Source organism: Paenibacillus sp. SAF-068, from assembly GCF_051967555.1.
Classification (GTDB): domain Bacteria; phylum Bacillota; class Bacilli; order Paenibacillales; family Paenibacillaceae; genus Paenibacillus.
The window spans coordinates 103,422-122,984 of the sequence record NZ_JBQCJX010000001.1 but is presented as its reverse complement, the minus strand read 5'-3'; the positions used below and the strand labels follow the sequence as shown (position 1 = coordinate 122,984).

The following is a 19,563-nucleotide window of genomic DNA, read 5'->3' as shown; positions in this document are numbered from 1 at the left end:
GAACTACACAACTATGACTATAACACATAACCCGATTATACCATCAGTCTCTTTCCTGTACCCCCATTTCATAAGTTTTTTTAGCCAGATTGATGAACGTTTTACCCCTCCAGCATTTCAACTCTCAATGACAACAAGCCAAAAAGGCAACCCGTCAAACGGGTCACCCTCTCTGTTCCAGATCTATCCCTTATCCCGCCACGCTTCTCTCTACACTCCTATACTAACTAATCAACCTCTATCCCTTGTAAAAAGGGTTCCACCCTATGCCTTTGCCCGATGGCATCGCGCCAGGCACCCCATCCGCTTCAAGCAGCGGACGGACAACTAACTTCACGGGCCACTCCTTGCTCTCGAATATCGCATGAGCGAGCGCGGCCCGGTCGAATTCAGGAAGCTGCACCTGTGCCAGCGCTTCCTTCCAGGCCTGCTCCGTGATCTCCCATAACTTCGTTTCCGGGATGTGATACACCTCGCTAAGTGCCTCCATGATCGCAGCCAGATTCACCTGCGTCCCGAGCGACTGAACATAAAAGATCAGCTTCTGGATCGTCTCGTTATACAGACTGTTCGAGTAGCCAGGTCGAATATGATAGGCAGGGTCTGCAATGCCATGTTTGTCCAGATAAGGCTGATGCAGACGCACGGAATCATGATCGCGGAACAATAGACCTTTTACCTGATTATCCCGTAACACCAGACAGCAGTTCTGACCATGAATCTCAGGTACAACACCCACCTTGAACAGACGCATCACGATATCATAGAACGTCGTAGCTATACTCGTATAGAATTCCACCACGTCCGTACTGCTAAGGTCATCTCCCAGAATCTCCGTTAATAGATGATGTCCATCCAGATTCACACCGAGTGCTGCCATGGGGATGACTTTGTAGGATTCATCCAACAATTCAGGAGGATACACACGAATCTGTGCAGCCAGATGCCGGGGATGATCATCGAACAGTCCCATGGATTCTTGCATGAAGCCCCACCAGTTCTGCTCTTCGCACATATACACCTTGTCCTTCAATGTCTCGTCACAGGCAACGGCCTGTCTTAACATCCGTTCTCCCACAAGACCATTTAGCAATTTGACTACTGGAAGATAGCGAGCAGCCCCCAGTGACAGCACACTAACGGGTAGCTTGAGCATGAGGGCAGATTCGGTTGATGGAGCCATCGAGCGTAGAGAGGATGTGGCCTGTACGTCGCCCACTTCTATATCCAATACGATAATGCTGCCTGCTTCGATCTCTTCATTGAAACGGGGCAGTATCACATGCTGTAATTGCCACGGATGAACAGGCATCGGCAGGTATTCGTTTAACGTGATTCCTTTTCGGGCAAACTCGGCTTCCACCATCCCGCGCTGAACATGGTCTAACACGTCCAAAATGGACAACCCATCTTCACACCCTTGCTGCACGACATCCAGACGGATAGCGACCCAGCACAGCGCAATCGCCTTCCCGAATTCCGCTGCATACTGTGTTACATCCTCTGCATTGAATCCCACCTTGGCTTTGGACGATGGGTGGAATGGACGATCCCGCAATGCAGCAACACGTTCACCTTTGATAAACCACTCATAGGCAGATGCCGGAACGTTGGCGGACAGATACTGGACTTGTTCCCAGCCCAGAGCCAACTGCTCGACAGCAATATCCAGACTAGACCGGAATTCTGCCACTCCGGGCTGTGCATAGGCTTCATCCGACAAAGCCTTCTGTAACACCGCACGTGCAACCTCTGCCGGAGAATCAAGAAGAACCCAGCTTCCATCTGCCTTCTCCTCGTAGATGGGTGAACCCTGAACCCACTGAATCCCCTGCCTTACTCCTGCTTCAACCAGACACAGTACGGCTTGCGTATGCAATCTAAACTGAGAAGCACCCTTCTGATCATGCTCTACGCTATCATATTCCTTATACATTCGCCGGAACGGTGCAGGTGCCGTGGCAAATTCAATGAATGGATGACTCTTCAGTGGAAGCAATTGCTCCGACAAGAATGAATTCATCAGATCCGCCATAATCCGGCGTTCAGCGGCTTGCAGACTGGAACGCTTCATCAATGTTGACATGATCATTGTCCTCCGTTAGATAATGGAATGCCGGGTGCGGATGCCCCAGAAAATCATGATGCGAGATGGTCCAGCAATAAGCTCCAGACTTTTCAAACAAAACGATGTCTCCAACGCGCAATAGTGTTATCGCCGCATCGGAATGCATGCGATCCTTGGGTGTGCATAACTCCCCTACGATATGGACTCGATGATCCCTTACCTCTGGCCTCGCAAATGAATGCTTCCAACGCTCCGTCGCCATAATCTGAAACGGGTGGTTATGACCCCATGAAGCAGGTAAACGATTGTGGTGCGTACCTCCTCTTAACACGGCAAAATGCTGATCATGAGAAGTTTTGAGATCCGTAACCTCTGCGGCATAATACCCATGGTCTGCCACAAGCAGTCGGCCCGATTCAAAATACAACTCGCCTCCACTTGTGACAAGGCGTTGTCTGGCTTCACTTTGTTCAAGCAGGGAAGTAAACAGCGACCAATCGAATCCGGGACTTCCATCATACGTCACCCCGAATCCTCCTCCTGCATTCACCACTTCCACAGGAAGATCATACTGGTGCTGCCACTGCTCTACCTTTTGCAAATACAGCTCAATCATCTCGGCGTGCAGTCTGGCGTCCATATTGTTGGACAAAGAGTGAAAATGGAACCCGCTCAACCGAACCACACCCGCGCCTTCCACACGAATAAGTTCGATCGCTTCTTCCACTGCCTCTTCGTCGATTCCAAAAGGACTTGGTCCGCCGCCCATGACAATCTTCGTCCGGGGTAACGTACTGCTTCGCAGATTAATTCGGAGCAGAATGCGAACCTCCTGAGCTTGACCGTCGTAATGCTCATGGTTATGCTCATGCTTGTCCTCATGTACCTGCTCCTGCCCTCGCATGTGCTTGCCCTCGTAAGCCTGCTCCCATTCTTGCTTCTGCGTGCTCTCCTGCACATGCTCTTGCTCTTGATCCATCGCTCGCTCCTTCGCAATTGCAATGATGCGCCGCAGCTCCAGCAGACTCTCCACATGGATATAACTCACGCCTTGCTCAATTGCCAGTTTCAGCTCGCTCTCCTTTTTCCCCGGACCGCCGAACAGAATCGGAACCTCCCGACTTACAGCCCTTACCTTGAGCAACTCTCCAATGGAAGCCACTTCAAAGCCCTTCACAAAAGGAAGCAACGCCTCAATGATTCGCGGATCAGGATTCGCCTTGATCGCATAGAACAACTGTGTGTTTCCAGGCATGCTGCCCAACATCTGACGTACCTGTTCCTGCATGCCAGCCAGATCATAGACATACGCACATACCGGGTCTTCCATCCCTCGTTGAAGTTCATTGATCGCCTGCCATACACTTGGTTTCATATCTGCCCACCCGCATTCCTGTAGTCATTCCGTTTTTGGATATATGCCCGAAAAGCCGTATTTCGATCATCACCCAGCACGTATATATGTACTCCCCGCTCAGCCCAAAGCGTCATGTCTTCTACACCTCTAGCGACCGTTGCATAAGGTACTTCACACTGCTTCGCAGTAATGTACAACTCATCCAGCGCCTGTCTCACATCCGGGTGCTCGGTCTGCCATGGCACGCCGAGGGATTGCGACAGATCCGCCGCCCCTTCCAATACAAAACTCACCTGAGGATGAGACAAAATCTCTGCACTTTGCCGGACGCCCTCTGCACTTTCAATCATGGGGACAATCATCACTTGTTCGTTCGCTTCCCCAATGTATCCCGTGAGCGGATATTTCCCGAATACACCAGGACGGCCGCTGTTCAAGCTCCGCATGCCGACCGGATGATAGTAGGCATGACGAACTGCTTCCTCCACCTGCTCCAGTCGCTCCACATGTGGAATGACGATGCCTTGTGCCCCACAATCCAGCACTTTCAGAATCTCCGCTCGCTCCACTTTCGAAATCCGAACCAGCGGGGTTAACCCTGCCAGTTCCGCCGCCCGGATCAACTCTTCTACCGACTCCATCGATGTTGCGGCATGTTCCAGATCAATGATGACAAAATCATATTCCGCATGCCCGATCATCTCGATGATCACCGGGTGTGGTATGGATACAAAAAGACCATAGACTGGCTCTTTACGTGCGATTTTTTCCTTCAGCGTGTTGATTCTCATTCCACGATACCCTTTGATTCAAGCGATCCTTTGGATTCAAGTGCATCCTTCGATACTTTAAGCGGATTAATCGCCTTGCGGAAATATAACTCTCCATCCCCATACAGACGGCGCTTGGTCATCTCTTCGATCAGTGCATCTTCGGCAAAAAGGTCAAATGCAACGAACCGCTCCTCGTACTCCGGGTGCTCACGCTGATAATCCACAGTTACACCTGCACACAGCTGCCAGAAGGCTTCCTCCGACAACCCGAATTTCTCCAAAGTCAACGCAATATCTGTCATGCAGATAAAAAAGAACGCATCATACGTATAGTCACGAACTTCCGACACATCTCCCGCATAGATGAAGGAATACCGATTGAACTTGCGATGAGTTTCGGGCTCGGGGTTCAGCTTCGGTGCCTGTTCCGGGTGTAACAGTTGATCCGGTACATAGCGAACACCATCATGCAGATCCTTAATCAACATTCGTTTCGGCAGATCGTCTTCCAGTACCAAAATGATATTCTGAGCATGAGATTCCAGCGCAATCCCGTGTGCATAGAGCAGATGAATAATCGGCAGTGTAACCGTGCGAATCAGGGCCTCGCTCCACTTTTCCACACCATGTCGTTCTACAGCGTCCTGAATAAATGAAACGCCATCCGGTTGTACCAACATCAGTGCATTCAGCGGCCACGCCGTCTCGCCTTGCTTCAGATGAACCGATACATTCTCCCGCCAGATCGCACCAAATGTGCCGTAGGCCCGTCCATATTGCGTTGCAGGCAACTGCTCATAACGGAATGACAGTCCCATGATTTCTTTCAAAATGCCAAACTGCACCTGCTGCAACAGCTCATCTTGACGAACCAGTTCATCCAGCCAGTCGCTGATTAGCGGTGCGTTCTGGGTCGTATGCTGTGCCAGAATACGTGTGCTTGACGTATTGGTAATGCTGAGGGCCAGCTTAATGTAGGGTGCTTCCGAATTCACCCGGTTTGATAGTGAACGGATGGACTGCTGCGCACGATAGGGCGAAGACGATGGACCGAGATACACAATATCTCCATCCATCAATTGACGGGCATATACCGATTCCAACTGATGCTCCCACTGCCATGGATGAACCGGAATGAACACATATGATTCATTAGGGCCAGAAGCTAATTCCCCATCCACCTTGCTGCCTTTGCTGCCAACGCTAGAGCCTATTAAGCTATCTTGAACAGCTGTTATTTCACCAACCTCGGCACTGCTCCCAAGCTGATCTGCACTCGCCGCATATGCGTTGGCGGTCTCACCAACGTCCCTTCGACCTTGTTGTTGCAGAATCTGATGAAATTGCTTCATGTCCTCCACGGTGAGATGCTGCCCCACCAATTCTTCAGAACTATAGCCCGCGGATACAGCGGTCTGAGCGAATTCTTTTTTCACAGCCACCCAGACTAATGCAACTTCTGAGTTAAACTCAGGGCCGTAAGCGAGATTGTCTTTCAGAGAAAATCCCAGTCTCGACTTGTAACTCGGGTGGTACAGATGACCGTCGGTCATGTGACTTTCGAGCGCGTCATAATGCCGATCTTCACTTGGAATGTTCGGGGGCAATATTGTCCGGCACTGACTGTCCTTGGCCATCGTTTCGAGCAGTTCCTGGATAAAAGCCGTCACATTCGCACCCTTCAATGAATTCAGCACGATCTCCTCCAAAAACAGATCCAGATCGGTGCAGCGAACCCCTTCCCTTTGAATCGAACCCTTCTTCACCTTCACCCGGCCAAATGAAAACTTCCGCTCCGCTTCACACGTGTACGCCACAGAATCGCCTGAGGATGTAAGGCCACTGGTTCGCCATTCACTCCCACGTACATCACTGTCCAAGATACCTTCGAACCACATCGCCTCCAACGTCTGCCGCATGATCCGTTCCTGTACATCCACGTAGACTGCTTCTGTCCTACCGCCTGCTTCAGCCCTGTATCCCACGACTCCCACGCACTTCACTCCCTATTCGTTTCATTGGATTACTCACCGGCACATAAGCCGGAGTCTGGCTGATACCCCTTAGACAACTCACCAGATTTTGCTTGGCCAGGAATGCTTCCGTTGTCAGCAGATGCTGTACATATTCATTGCCCGTTCGTCCCAGTTCCTCCACAAGTACCTCACGCACCCGCTTCCAGAAATGCGCCTCCGGAACGTTCACATCACGCGCCAGGACATGAATCAGAGACCCCAGATGATTGACGATAAAATAGTACGATGTCCGCGCCCAGGCTTTTTCTCGCGAATAAAATAACAAATCCGACGCACCGCGATCCTTCTCACGGATAAGTTCCTCATCCACACTAACCCCTTCCAGATCGCGGACGATAAAATCCACAGGCAACCCATCCTTCAAGGTCACAAGGGTATTCTGCAGATGAGCTTCAAAATGAATGCCTTTCTCACCCGCCGCCCGTACAATCGGCAACAGTGAACATGCCAGATAACGATCCATCCAACGCTCGGCGATGTCACGTCCACCACCGAGCATCGTCATCAGTCGCGACTGCATCCCTGGAAGGGGGGCCTCAACCAAACTGGACAAAACATACGTATTCTCGATATCAAACTCAATGGGCCGATAAGCTATCGTCAACAGGCTCGTCAACTCTTCATCATCAAAAGCACAGGTCGCTACACCAGTCTCATATGCAATATGAGTATTCAGTTCAGCACCGAAGCAATCATGTTGCCTGACGTATGCGGAGGCATCCAGTGTTCTGCGCATCTGCTCTGCACTATTGGTTCGAATCATGTTGGTAATCTGCATGTTCAGTGACAACTTGATATTGCAGTTCCATGCGGGAACATACACCGTACGGACTGAAGATGTTGGATAAACGGTTGGCCCCGCACTGCCGAGCAGAATTAATTTTCCATCTCGAATATAGTGCTGTATCTCGGTCAACTGTGATATGTACGTGTATTGCCATGGATGGACGGGCAGCAGCCCATACATTTCACTTTTTTCTTTTAACATTGGCTCCACATGGCTCCGCAGAAGATCATGCAAATCCATTACCGCCTCGTCATCCACCCATTCCTGCACGTAGACGTCCTGTCTCACCGCGATATAACAGAGTTGAAACGATGTGCGTAGCTCCGGACTGTACTTCTGAACATCCTGCTCACTGAAACCTTTGGAGTTCTTCGGAAATGGATGGAACGGATGGCCATATAACAGTGACTGTTCCGATGTGCGATAATCATGGATATCGAGACCGGCTGCTTGTTCGATATACAACGTCAGGTTGCCCACACTGTTATCTACCTTTTGAGCAAAATCTCTGGCATAAGCCGTCTCTAGACGACCCGTATTCCCATTCAATGGATGTACATTCTCCGCCTCAAGTGAACGCTTCATTTCCATCGCACTCTTCGGCATTCCATGTTGATCCGAACTCGCTTCCTGTGACTCATCCCCACTTAGCTCACATATGATCCAGCGAACCAGATCGCGATAATGGACAGCTTCCCCCCCGGATTCCATGCTGAGGTATTCATGCTCCCCCATGGCAGAGTAATAGGATAGTTGTCCCGTAAGTGTCACCCCGCTGGCTTGAAAAGCAACAGCGTACATCAGCGTATTCGGATTGATCCGAATATCACTTTTCTTCTCTAGCGCAAGCTCACGGATGTAACAGTTCAGCAGCAGCTTGCACGAATGTTCATGAGCCTGCTGCTGCACCTCAGATCGGAGCTTGTTTTCCATCTCGAACAATGATGCCAACCTTCTTTCGGGTTATAAGTAGGACCAGGGGAAGTGTAAGCAGTATTGCGCAGCCAAGGCCGATGCAGATCTCTTTGAGCGCTCCCCATTTTGCCATCTCCATGGACATTCCTGCCCCGGCAAGCCATTGCCAGCGCATATCGTAATACAGGGTCATGCCCATCACCGCAAACGAAGAAGCCAGCCGCTCAATCGTGGTTGATAACACCGAGCCTTCATGCATGTCTTCCTCTGGTAACGCTTGCAGGCCAATAGCAGATATACTCATGCCTGACAGACCAACCCCAACTCCCCGGCACGCCATGAGCATACCGATGATCCAGATCGATGCTCCCATCGGCAGAACGGCAAATGACAGGATTGATATGGACACCAGCAATGTGCCCCATGCAATAAAATGGACGGACCGACCACGATCCAGCAAACTGCCGCCAATCCACATGAACAGACTGGTGCAGATCGACAAGGGAATGAACAGCGCACCGGACAGGGCCGGCGACAGGTGGAAGACATCCTGGAACAATAACGGCAACGCAAAAATCACGCCAAACATGACACAATCCTGAATGGTCGAGATCAGCACAGTCAGTGGAAAGACGGCATTACGCCGCAGCAGATGGTACCGGATCAGTGGTTCCTTGCGACCGTTCTCGGTCTGGACAAAACGTATAAGTAACACCACACCAAGCGCAATCAGCAACCAAGGTGCCCATACCGCTACAACAGGACTCGCATACAACTGTACGCCCAGACTAAGGGCACCTACCGCACAGATCAGCAGCATGACACTGGATGGATGCCATTTTTTCCTGCGGGCAGGAATATAAGTTCGAATGACTCGACCGCACCCGATGAACGAGAATACAGCCAGCGGCACATTAAGCCAGAACAGCATTTCCAGCCGTCCATACTGGATGATGAAGCCGCCCAGCGTTGGTCCGGCTGCTGGAGCCAGCATAAGCAGCAATCCCCACGCGCCGGTAATTCGCCCTCGCACCTCTGGTCCATATACATCAAACAGCAGTACAAGCGATAACGGAATCATCAGCCCGGCGGCAACCCCATGCATGAAACGGACCAGTAATAGTACCTCAATAGAGTGATAAAACAGTGCACCTGCCACCGAGAACACGCCATAGATGGTGATGCCCAGCATATACGTCTGCTTACGGCCCAATCGGTCCACGATCAGGGAAGCAAGCGGCATCGTTAACGTCATGGCCAGCATGTACAGGGCGATGATCCATCCGCCTGCTGTCGTAGAGATCTGATAATATTGCACAAAATAAGGCAGCAGCAGGTTAAATGCACTGTTGGTCAGCACCAGCGAAAAAGCACCGAGCAGAATAGCGAGTAATACGGCATGCCTCTTCATCAGCGATAGCTTCAGCATGCAGCCGTTGCTAGGGCAATTGCTTCCGCTACTGATTTCTCAAAGATCGCAAGGATCGCGCCCGATTCCTGTTCCGTAATATTCAGCGGCGGCAGGAAACGAACAACCGCTGAATGACGCCCGCCCAGTTCCACGATTAATCCATTCTTGAAACATTCACATTGAATTGACTCTGCCAGCGTACCATTAGGGAGATAGTGTCCCAGACGATCCTTGCGTCCTGCCGGATCAACCACCTCAACGCCAATCATCAACCCTCTTCCTCGCACATCACCAATCTCTGCATACCGTTCTTTCAACGCATTGAGTTGACCCATGAACTGTTCACTGCGTAGCTGCACGTTGTGCAGAACATCCTGTTCCCGAATATAGCGAAGTGTCGCAAGTCCCGCTGCCATGGCCAGCTGATTGCCACGGAACGTGCCTGTGTGTGCACCAGGCTGCCATTGATCCAGCTCTTCCCGGTAGATGACAACAGACATCGGCAGGCTTCCTCCCACTGCTTTGGAGCAGATGATTACATCGGGTACAATTCCGGCATGTTCGAATGAAAACATGCGTCCTGTCCGTCCAATGCCGGTCTGCACTTCGTCAATAATGAGTGGGATGCCTCGCTCTGCCGTGATTCTGCGTAGCTCCCTTAACCATTCGAGATCCGCCGGAATTGCCCCGCCTTCGCCCTGCACTGTCTCCACAATGACCCCGCATGGTGCGGCTATACCACTCTCGCAATCGTCGAGCAAATTCTCGATATACTGTGCACTTAATCGCGCGGTCATGCCCTCACCAACACCAAAGGGGCAGCGGTATTCATAAGGAAACGGCAGGAAATGCACATCGGGTAGCAGGCTTTGCAGATGCTGTTTCTTGCTCAGGTTGCCACTCATCGACATCGTCGCTTGGGTCGAACCGTGATAACCGCCTTGAAAAGCGAGAATGGATTTGCCACCTGTTGCATGTTTGACCAGCTTAATGGCAGCTTCTACTGCATCAGCCCCCGTTGGGCCACAGAACTGGATTTTGGCTTTATCCCGCATCTCTGCTGGAAGAATGGAGAACAGTTCTTGCATATATGAAAGCTTCAGCGGCGTTGCCAAATCCAGTGTATGTAGCGGAATCTGTTGATCCAGGACATCGCGAATGGCGTTGACCACCGTGTCATGGTTATGCCCCAGCGCCAATGTTCCTGCACCAGCCAGACAATCGTAGAATACGCGGCCTTCCGTATCGGTAATCTTCACACCCAGGGCTTTGCTAATGACAAGCGGGAAATGTCGGGGGTACGATCTTGCATTGGATTCCTTCTCATTTTGCAACTTCAGATATTCCGTCTGCACTTCTACTGACATAGCCCTTTAACGCTCCTTATAATCGATTCAGGCTGAACCTGCTGCCTGTAATTCCCATTCTTCATTTGCAAATGACATGGTATGTTGTTATACATCATGATTGGTTCAGAATTGTACATGATGATTTCGTCATCTGTCACATATTACAAACTGTCATTTACACGTTGTTATAAGACTTATAATTGAATTGTTCCTCACATAGGTATTGTAGGTATAACCGAACCACGTCACGAGTTGTTCCACCATGGGGAAAGACGTGATGTGTCAGATCTGGCAATGCGTTCACTTCCAAAATGCCCCCCTGATCTCCCGAGATCGGAGTACGGATATCTCGACAACGAACATCGACGCCTGCTACATCGATCTGGAGCGTATTGGCCGCCTGAATGATCATTCGGACATTCTCGGGATGAATGATCCCGGTACAATCCTTGTAGAATTCACTAATTTTTCCGGCGGCAGAGTTACGAAGATCATACAGCTCGATTTCTTTACCATCAGCAGGTACTTCATCCAGTGTGATCCCTTGTGCACACAACACCTCCAAGAGACGTTCAGCCTCTGCATCAACCTGGGGAAAAGCTTCATACTCGCCAATGAACGTCATCTCGATTCGTTCCTGATTCAACTGCTCGATTAACGCCCGAACGGTTGAAGTTCCGTCTCCCTCGACATAGACAGGGCGATACTGGTTCACAGCTGCCACTTCACCGTTAATAATCAGCACTCTGTAATCGATTCCGATCACATATTGCTGCAGCATAATGCTGCTGCCATGGACACTCGCACGCTGAATGGCTGCCTCCAGTTCATCTTGGGTACGCACATCCAGCGTCACGCCCATGCTGCTGCTTGCATCCAGCGGTTTCACGACAATGGAGCCATGCCTTTCCAGAAAATCTGCTGCTTCACTTCCCATCTCCGGGATTACGATAAATGACGGTACAGGCATACCCTGTTCATGCAACAACCTATTACATGCCTGCTTATTCTTCGCGAGCAATCCAGCGATTAACGGCAGACGATGAGATCTGGTTTTGTTAATGATGATCTGCTTATCCCCTACTGCCAGCTTCAGAAAATCCTCGCATCCCTCAAGAAGGGGCTCACAGGGGATGCCCATTTCTTTCGCTTTGCTTATAATGAGTCGGTTTTGCAGATTATGAATCCCTTTCGGAAACACTGAAAATCCTCCTCGATCGAATGAAAGTACTCGCTCCTATATAAGTTGAATACTGTTTTTCCACGAAACCACTGCGTGGTCAGAACCATCTTCCGATCGCTGTTATCTCCCCAGATTTTTTTATTTCCTTTTCTCAAGGGAAAATCCGGGGATAAAGGCGCACACTGCGCTTCTTCAGATCTGTTCTGCCCCCTCCGTTAACGTATGAAATTTGAATTAAACTTATATTGCTCATACTTACATCAATTTTTATTGTTATTAAATATTGATAATGATAATGATTATCACTATCACACAAAATCTATTTTATGGCAATTCAAGACATGCTGTCAATAATAAACTTTTAAGGGAAAATAAGATTAGATTCAACTGTAGGTTTTAAGTCGATGTAGTTTTACTTTTATCGCGTGTAGGCACAACAAACCGGGCAAGCATTGGGCATGGTTTAACCAATAGCTTGCCTAATTTGTGATCTGCATGATCATGCACTGGCGTTAATGTGGATGATTCAGTAATTTCTGAGGTAATAGTTGTGCACATCGTGGAAAACTTATTGCTTCAAGCCAGCTGAGTGTAACGCTGTTCTCCATTCAGCTTCCTGCCCCTTCCATGTGGAATACATGTCGGTGTGCCGAACAGTGGATCGACCGCAATCTCACACTCCATCTGGAAGACCTTACGGACCATCTCCTGCGTAACGATGTCTTCCGGTTTACCTTCCGCGTAGATGGACTTGTTGTGAACAGCCACAATGTGATGCGCATAGCGACATGCCAGATTCAGATCATGAAGTACCATGACAATCGTGCGTCCTTCCCGTTCATTCAGCTCAAACAACAGATCGAGGATATCAATCTGATGTGTCATATCCAGATAGGTTGTTGGTTCATCCAGCAGCAGCGTTTCGGCGCCTTGCGCGAGGGTCATCGCAATCCAGGCACGCTGACGTTGTCCACCGGACAAGGCATCTACAGGACGATCCGCAAGTTCAGTCAGATGCGTGGACTCAAGTGCCAGCTTGACCATACGCTCATCCTCTCGTGACCATTGTTTCAGCCACGTTTGATGCGGATAACGTCCTTGCTTAACCAGTTGATTCACCGTCAGGCCTTCCGGCGCAGTCGGACCCTGTGGCAGGATGGACATGCGTCTTGAAATCTCCTTGGTTGGCAGCTTCGCAATCTCTTCACCATCCAGCAGCACGGAACCGGAGCTGGATTTCAGCAACCGGGCCATCGTACGCAGCAGCGTAGATTTGCCGCAACCGTTGCTGCCAATCAGGACGGTAATCTGTCCCTGGGGAATGGTCAAGTTCAAATTTTCAATAATGGGATCTGCTCCATAGGAGATCGTAAGCTCCTTGGCTTCCAGAATACTCACAGCCCTCTCCTCCTCAAAACTGATTTCGATTCTTGAACAACAAATACAGGAAAAATGGTGCGCCTATGCCTGCGGTGAATACCCCTGCGGGAACGTCAAGCGGTAGAAAGGCCGTACGGGCTATGAGATCTGCGGCAAATACAAGCAGAGCTCCAACCAGTCCGGACACGATCAGCATGCTGCCAAACATCCGACCGACCAGCTTCCGGGCAATATGTGGAGCAATCAGGCCAACAAACCCAATGGTTCCGGCCACCGCCACAGCGATTCCCGCAAGCAGTACACTGCATAACAGCAATGCAGAACGATGCCACTGTACCGTTACACCCAGCCCTGTGGCCAAGTCATCCCCGAACTCCTGTGCATTCAGGCTGCGGGCAAACCAGATCGCCAGCGGTACAACAATCACAATAACCGGCAGTATGGTTCGAACATCGGTCCATGATGCTCCGTACACACTTCCTGTGAGCCAGATATAGGCTTGACCTGCCGTGTAGAACGGACTCAGGATCAGCATAAAGGTCGTTCCGGCCCCGGTGATAGCTGACACTCCAATACCGATTAACACCAAGCGAATCGGACTGATGCCCTTTTTCCAGGCAAGTACGTAGATGATCAATGCCGTCAGAAGCGCACCAACAATGGCAAACAGCGGCAAAAGCTTGATGCTCACCGCTCCTCCCAGCAACGTAACAAACCCTACAGCCGCAACAGCTGCACCGCCAGTGATACCGATGACATCCGGTGAGGCCAGCGGATTACGGATAATGCCTTGCAGCAGCGCGCCTGACATACCGAGCGCTGCACCTACGAGCAGGGACAATAATACCCGTGGCAGTCTTAAGGTCAGCACGACGAAGTCATGCTCCCCTTCATTCAAGCCCAACATCGTTCTGATCACATCAAGCGGAGAAATAAAGTCACTGCCCACACTGGTACCGACTACTCCAGCCACCAGGAACAGAAGAATACATATGCCGATGACAGCCAGTGATTTTCGTTCCATTTGCACCGAGACGGTGTCTTTTTTGTTGCGGAACGTCAACATCTTCCTCATATCTTCGTCACCCCCTTGCGGGCGATGTACACGAAGAATGGTCCGCCAATCAACGCAGTCATGACACCGAGTGGAACTTCCTGCGGCATGATTACCAGTCTAGCCACCACATCTGCGGACAGCAGCAGAATGGCTCCCCCGACAATAGAGTAAGGAACGAGCCAGCGGTAATCATTGCCCACCAGTGCACGCATGATATGAGGAACAACCAGACCGACAAGACCGATTGAACCGGCTACGGCAACTGAACCACCCGCCAGCAATACGGTAACAACGCCCATGAGCACCTTGACCAGAAGTACGTTCTGTCCCATGCCTTTGGCGATATCGTCACCCGTCAACAACAGATTGATCGCTCTGCCCATGAACAGAGAGACGATGGCTGCGGCTGTCATGTACGGCAGAACGGGATATAACATATCCAATGTCCGCCCGCTAACTGAACCGGCAAGCCAGAACAGTACATCCTGCAATCCGGTTCCATCCAGCACCAGAATGGCCTGTGTGAACGAGGCAAACAACGCCGAGATTGCGGTCCCTGCCAGTACAATTTTGATCGGTGTCAGGCCATCACGACCGAGGGAACCCAGCGCATACACAATCGCCGCGGCAACCGCAGCTCCGGCAAAACCAAACCACATCATGGTAGTCAGCGAGGATACGGACAATACTACGATAGCAATGACAATAAAAAAGATCGCACCTGCATTGATTCCGAACACACTTGGTGATGCAAGCGGGTTACGTGTTAATGCCTGCATCAGTCCACCCGCCACAGCCAAACTTGCACCAACGACAGCAGCAATAATGGTACGTGGCAATCGCTCCGTGAGGAGCACCACATGTTCCACGGAGCTATCGTCATAGAATTGCAGCGCATCCCATGCCATCTGAAATGTGATATGCGTGCGACCCAGAATCATACTGGCTGTGCAAGCAATTAGAAGTAATATGAATAAACCAGCCAGCCCATAGACCTTGGCGCTTGCCTTCGTAAAAAGGGGAAACATATTCTCACTCTTTCATCTGTAAAATGAAAAAGGACCTGCCTGCCCATACACTTCGTTAACGAATGTCCTGGTGCACGGCAGGTCCTGCTCCTGTTTAATTAGTTCAGGTTGAACTGCTTATATAGATCGTCCAGCATCATGTTGGCCGATGTATATCCACCTGCCATATTCCAGGCCACTTCATCCACCTGAAACAGTTGGTTATTCTTGACTGCATCAAGATTCTTCCACAGTGGACTGCTGGTCCAATCATCATAATTTTTCTGAATCGCATCGGTCTCGGTGCCTGAATTGAAGTTAAAGATCATGTCCGCATTCATATCCGGAATGTTCTCTTTGGAAGTCAATTCTACACCCCATGTATCTGCATCATGTCCAGCAGGTCTGGTAAACCCAAGTTCATTCAGAATTTTACCTGCGTATCCCATATAGAAAATACGGACCTGATCAGCTCTGAAGTTCGTAATGGTTGCTTCAATTGGCAGACGATCACCCATTTTTTCTTTGAAATCGGCTACACGCACATCCCAATCCGATAACAGTTTATCCGATTGTTCAACCATATTCATCGCTTCACCAGCTATTTTCACCGTCTCTTTCCAGTCAAACAGGGTCTCCGTGACTACCGTTGGTGCGATCTGAGACAGTTGTTCATAGATCTCTTCATGTCTGATCTTCGTGGCAATAATCAAGTCCGGTTTCAACTTGTTGATCTCTTCCAGATTGGGCTGGGGTTCCTGTCCTACTTGTGGAACGCCGTCCAGATCCGCTCTCAGATATTCATAGACTGGCTGCTGAACCCATGATTCAACCACGCCTGTCGGTTTTACGCCCAATGCAACAACTACATCATTCGCCCCCTGAAACAGGGTAACAATCTTTTGCGGAGTTCCCTTTATTGTCGTTTCGCCCATGGCATGTTTGATCACTCTGGTCTGATCTTCAGTCGCACTGGCAGTGGCATCACTTTCATTATTGCCCTCATTGCTGCTTGCAGCTTGGCTGGACGTATTCGTTGTCTCGGCACTTCCACTCGAAGCGCAACCAGCAAGTAGCGAAATCATCAGAATAAGTGCTGCATAAATGTATAGCTTTTTCTTTACTTTATACATGTAACCCGTCTCCCCTTTTCCCCCTAAATGATATTGAATCTCATTATCAATTGTATTGTAATGGAGAAGAATCCATTATACAAGCATTTTATTTGGAAAAAAATATCACGATTTATCGAACCACATAACTTCTCAAAACAACATTAAATACATACATATAAGCTGAATCTATATAATATATATCGATACAATCCGCTTTTACCAAAAACCATATATGTAAATTTATTCTTACGATCTAAACATGTATCAACCTCTTCTTACTTTTAGCTTCATCTAATACATCTCCATAACCACGGGTGAATTATTATTCATTCACATATATTCAACCAAGGGTTTCACTGTAAAACAATTCCTGTAATTTCTTGTCGTACTATGTTAGATTATCCATTGGAATAAAACCACATCTATAGATAGGGGATATTAACACGTGAAGAAATCATGGGTACTATCAATCATTATGAGTTTTGTTTTGCTCGGCGGAGTGTTCGCACCTGCAGGGTCTTATGCCGCTGCTGCGGATGACTCAACCACTACATATTCGGAAGACGAATACATTGAAGTTGACACGTCAGAACAAGAGCCTTTACCTACAGTTGAAGAAGAAGATTTCCTGAACTACCTGGATCAATTGGATCTCGCAGCAGTATATGAGGAGAAAGCTTTCAATGCACTGGGAGGTGGATTTTACATTACATCTTCCAATCGCAAGTCCGTGTTTCTGAAACTGACCAACACTGCGATTCCTAACTACACCAAATATGTATCCAAGCTGAAATTGATTAAACCGCAAAATGCAGAGTTGAAAAAAATCCATGCTAGCCTGATCAAAGGTAGCTATACACAGCTCGAAGGATTCCAACTCGCCAAAAAAGCGGTCTCCAAAACAACGGTAAACAGCGCTGTCCTGAAACAAGCCAACGCCAAAATTGCTGCCGGCAAGAAAAATATCGAGAAGTATCAAAAAGAACTGTCTGCCTACGCCAATAATCTCGGATATGATTTCTAAAAATCAATAACTTCAGGTATGCGATGATACTGATCCCTTAACGGGGATATGAAGCAAAAGATGCTACGTTTCAAAATAAAATGATTTTGAAATTTAAGGAAAAAAAGTGTTTTCTTTTGCTGATTTACTTCGTATAATAGCACTATAATCAAAAGGCTATGCTGCCGAAAGGTACAACCTCGTGAACAATAGAGGTTGTGCCTTTTTTGCGTTTATAGCCGGATTGATCTGAATTTTATCATCTGACGAGGAGTGATTTACATGATTCTTGAAGCCATTTACCATCGCCCCAAACTCAATTGGTCTTATGCTTATGATCGCTCGACCATGCATCTGCGACTTCGGTCCAAACGCGGGGATCTGGATGCCGTGATCGCCATTACCGGGGACAAATATGCCTGGGATCGGACCATTACACATATCCCTATGCACATCTTTGCCCGGGATGAAATGTTCGATTATTGGGAAGCCGAGACTTCACCTCCCTATCGCAGATTACGTTATGGCTTCCAACTGATTCAGGGTGAGGAATCGGTCTGGATGACGGAGCGCGGATTCGAGCAGGCGCTCCCTGATCATCCACTTGAATTTTTTGATTTTCCATTTATGAATCCGGTCGACATTTTTGAACCGCCTGCCTGGGTGAAGGACGCCGTGTTTTATCAGATATTCCCGGAACGTTATGCGAATGGTGACCCCTCCATCAGTCCCAACAATGCTGAACCTTGGGGAGGAGAACCCACCCCGGTGAACTTCTTCGGCGGCGATCTGCAAGGTGTGCTTGATCACCTGGATCACATCAGCCAGCTGGGCATCAATGCCATCTACTTCTGTCCACTGTTCGAGGCCACTACGAATCACAAATACAATACAGGCGATTACATGAAGGTTGACCCTCATTTTGGGACCAATGAGCAGTTCAAGACCTTCGTGGATGCCTGTCATCAGCGTGGCATACGTGTCGTTCTGGATGCGGTATTCAATCATTCCGGCAGAGAGTTCCCTCCTTTTGTCGATGTCATGAAGAATGGAGCCGCTTCCCCCTACGCAGACTGGTTCTATATCAAAGATTGGCCGCCACGTGTGGAGGATGGCATACCCACTTATGATACTTTTGCCTTTGAACCGCTTATGCCAAAGCTGAATACGGAACACCCTGAAGTGAAGGCATATCTGCTGGAGGTAGGACGGTTTTGGATCGAGGAGATGGACATTGACGGATGGAGGCTCGATGTGGCCAATGAGGTCGATCATCAGTTCTGGCGTGAATTCCGTCAGACGGTAAAAGCCATCAAACCTGATGTGTATCTGCTCGGTGAGATCTGGCATGATTCGCTTATGTGGCTACAGGGAGACCAATTCGATGCCGTGATGAATTATCCGTTTACCAATTCGGTATTGGACTACACCGTGAACGGAAAGCTCGACGGACTCGGATTTGCCAATGAGATCGGCAAGCTGCTTGCAGCCTATTCACAAACGGTTACTGAAGCTGCCTTCAATCTGCTCGGAAGTCATGATACACCCAGACTGCTGACCTTGTGTGATGGAGACGAGCGCAAGATGAAACTTGCCGTTACGTTGCTGCTTACGTATCCAGGTGTGCCATGTATTTATTATGGAGACGAAGTGGGGCTTGACGGGGGATATGATCCGGGTTGCCGCAAGTGTATGGAATGGGATGAGACCAAGCAGAACCGTGAACTTCTGGAATTCTTCACCCATAGCATCGCCCTTCGCAAACAGCACCCGGCACTGCGTAGCACGGAACTGAAGATTGTATATGCCAAAGCCGGAGATCCTTGCCTGGCCATCGAACGATTGGATTCCCATACGGGTGAACGCATGCTTCTTGTGCTGAATGCAGGTGATGAGCCATGCACCCTTGAACTCCCTTTGGCAGAACGTAACGTCTGGCGAAATCTGTATACATCAAACGTCGTGGAAGCTAGACAAAACAAACTGACCCTCGAGCTGGAAGCATACGGATTCTCCCTCCTGCAACTTGAGGTAAAACAACCAGCTGAGGCCTGATATAAATACAGCTAACAAGGGAAAAAACCTCAAAAAAGGCTGTCCTACAGGTCATATTGACGACCGG

Annotated in this window: 14 protein-coding genes; 2 read left to right on the top strand and 12 right to left on the bottom strand. The window is 49.3% G+C overall.

Features of this window, described 5'->3' with window-relative positions:
- Window positions 1–238 precede the first annotated feature (238 nt).
- From ACTHPG_RS00495 to ACTHPG_RS00440, 12 genes are all read right to left on the bottom strand, one after another.
- On the bottom strand, window positions 239–2,086 hold the full coding sequence (locus ACTHPG_RS00495; protein ID WP_440387107.1) for an IucA/IucC family protein: 1,848 nt from the start codon (window positions 2,084–2,086) through the stop codon (window positions 239–241).
- Window positions 2,046–3,443, bottom strand: a complete 1,398-nt coding sequence (locus ACTHPG_RS00490) for a type III PLP-dependent enzyme (RefSeq protein WP_440387105.1) — start codon at window positions 3,441–3,443, stop codon at window positions 2,046–2,048. Before ACTHPG_RS00490 ends, ACTHPG_RS00495 begins: the two co-directional genes overlap by 41 nt.
- The gene (locus ACTHPG_RS00485) at window positions 3,440–4,216 is read right to left on the bottom strand and encodes an HpcH/HpaI aldolase family protein (protein WP_440387103.1); all 777 of its coding nucleotides are present in this window, start codon (window positions 4,214–4,216) and stop codon (window positions 3,440–3,442) included. The genes ACTHPG_RS00490 and ACTHPG_RS00485 overlap by 4 nt, the downstream gene beginning before the upstream one ends.
- Window positions 4,213–6,192 carry an IucA/IucC family protein gene (locus ACTHPG_RS00480; RefSeq protein WP_440387102.1) on the bottom strand — a complete coding sequence of 660 codons (1,980 nt, stop codon included), beginning with the start codon at window positions 6,190–6,192 and terminating at the stop codon, window positions 4,213–4,215. The genes ACTHPG_RS00485 and ACTHPG_RS00480 overlap by 4 nt, the downstream gene beginning before the upstream one ends.
- Window positions 6,167–7,954, bottom strand: a complete 1,788-nt coding sequence (locus ACTHPG_RS00475; RefSeq protein ID WP_440390058.1) for an IucA/IucC family protein — start codon at window positions 7,952–7,954, stop codon at window positions 6,167–6,169. Before ACTHPG_RS00475 ends, ACTHPG_RS00480 begins: the two co-directional genes overlap by 26 nt.
- Window positions 7,932–9,365 (bottom strand): MFS transporter, encoded by a 1,434-nt coding sequence (locus tag ACTHPG_RS00470; RefSeq protein ID WP_440387100.1) that lies wholly within the window; start codon window positions 9,363–9,365, stop codon window positions 7,932–7,934. Before ACTHPG_RS00470 ends, ACTHPG_RS00475 begins: the two co-directional genes overlap by 23 nt.
- A complete protein-coding gene (locus ACTHPG_RS00465; RefSeq protein ID WP_440387098.1) occupies window positions 9,359–10,714 on the bottom strand; it encodes a diaminobutyrate--2-oxoglutarate transaminase in 1,356 nt (451 codons plus the stop codon). The genes ACTHPG_RS00470 and ACTHPG_RS00465 overlap by 7 nt, the downstream gene beginning before the upstream one ends.
- A gap of 157 nt (window positions 10,715–10,871) precedes the next feature.
- Complete coding sequence (locus ACTHPG_RS00460; RefSeq protein WP_440387096.1) at window positions 10,872–11,897, bottom strand: hypothetical protein; 1,026 nt, start codon at window positions 11,895–11,897, stop codon at window positions 10,872–10,874.
- A 558-nt stretch (window positions 11,898–12,455) separates the two neighbouring features.
- Complete coding sequence (locus ACTHPG_RS00455) at window positions 12,456–13,277, bottom strand: ABC transporter ATP-binding protein (RefSeq protein ID WP_440387095.1); 822 nt, start codon at window positions 13,275–13,277, stop codon at window positions 12,456–12,458.
- Between the two features lie 13 nt (window positions 13,278–13,290).
- Entirely contained in the window at window positions 13,291–14,334 is a 1,044-nt protein-coding gene (locus ACTHPG_RS00450) for a FecCD family ABC transporter permease (RefSeq protein ID WP_440387093.1), read from the bottom strand.
- Entirely contained in the window at window positions 14,331–15,344 is a 1,014-nt protein-coding gene (locus tag ACTHPG_RS00445; protein ID WP_440387091.1) for a FecCD family ABC transporter permease, read from the bottom strand. Before ACTHPG_RS00445 ends, ACTHPG_RS00450 begins: the two co-directional genes overlap by 4 nt.
- A gap of 98 nt (window positions 15,345–15,442) precedes the next feature.
- Window positions 15,443–16,456, bottom strand: a complete 1,014-nt coding sequence (locus ACTHPG_RS00440; RefSeq protein ID WP_440387089.1) for an ABC transporter substrate-binding protein — start codon at window positions 16,454–16,456, stop codon at window positions 15,443–15,445.
- A gap of 427 nt (window positions 16,457–16,883) precedes the next feature.
- On the opposite strand from ACTHPG_RS00440, the gene ACTHPG_RS00435 reads away from it, so the two are divergent.
- Complete coding sequence (locus ACTHPG_RS00435) at window positions 16,884–17,462, top strand: hypothetical protein (RefSeq protein WP_440387087.1); 579 nt, start codon at window positions 16,884–16,886, stop codon at window positions 17,460–17,462.
- Between the two features lie 261 nt (window positions 17,463–17,723).
- Window positions 17,724–19,496 carry an alpha-glycosidase gene (locus ACTHPG_RS00430; RefSeq protein WP_440387085.1) on the top strand — a complete coding sequence of 591 codons (1,773 nt, stop codon included), beginning with the start codon at window positions 17,724–17,726 and terminating at the stop codon, window positions 19,494–19,496.
- The last annotated feature ends 67 nt before the right edge of the window (window positions 19,497–19,563 follow it).

Excerpts from the sequence above, each read along its gene's own strand:
- ACTHPG_RS00495 (WP_440387107.1), bottom strand. The coding sequence starts at position 2,086 with ATGTCAACATTGATGAAGCGTTCCAGTCTGCAAGCCGCTGAACGCCGG.
- ACTHPG_RS00490 (WP_440387105.1), bottom strand. The coding sequence starts at position 3,443 with ATGAAACCAAGTGTATGGCAGGCGATCAATGAACTTCAACGAGGGATG.
- ACTHPG_RS00485 (WP_440387103.1), bottom strand. The coding sequence starts at position 4,216 with ATGAGAATCAACACGCTGAAGGAAAAAATCGCACGTAAAGAGCCAGTC.
- ACTHPG_RS00475 (WP_440390058.1), bottom strand. The coding sequence starts at position 7,954 with ATGGAAAACAAGCTCCGATCTGAGGTGCAGCAGCAGGCTCATGAACAT.
- ACTHPG_RS00470 (WP_440387100.1), bottom strand. The coding sequence starts at position 9,365 with ATGCTGAAGCTATCGCTGATGAAGAGGCATGCCGTATTACTCGCTATT.
- ACTHPG_RS00465 (WP_440387098.1), bottom strand. The coding sequence starts at position 10,714 with ATGTCAGTAGAAGTGCAGACGGAATATCTGAAGTTGCAAAATGAGAAG.
- ACTHPG_RS00450 (WP_440387093.1), bottom strand. The coding sequence starts at position 14,334 with ATGAGGAAGATGTTGACGTTCCGCAACAAAAAAGACACCGTCTCGGTG.
- ACTHPG_RS00445 (WP_440387091.1), bottom strand. The coding sequence starts at position 15,344 with ATGTTTCCCCTTTTTACGAAGGCAAGCGCCAAGGTCTATGGGCTGGCT.
- ACTHPG_RS00440 (WP_440387089.1), bottom strand. The coding sequence starts at position 16,456 with ATGTATAAAGTAAAGAAAAAGCTATACATTTATGCAGCACTTATTCTG.
- ACTHPG_RS00430 (WP_440387085.1), top strand. The coding sequence starts at position 17,724 with ATGATTCTTGAAGCCATTTACCATCGCCCCAAACTCAATTGGTCTTAT.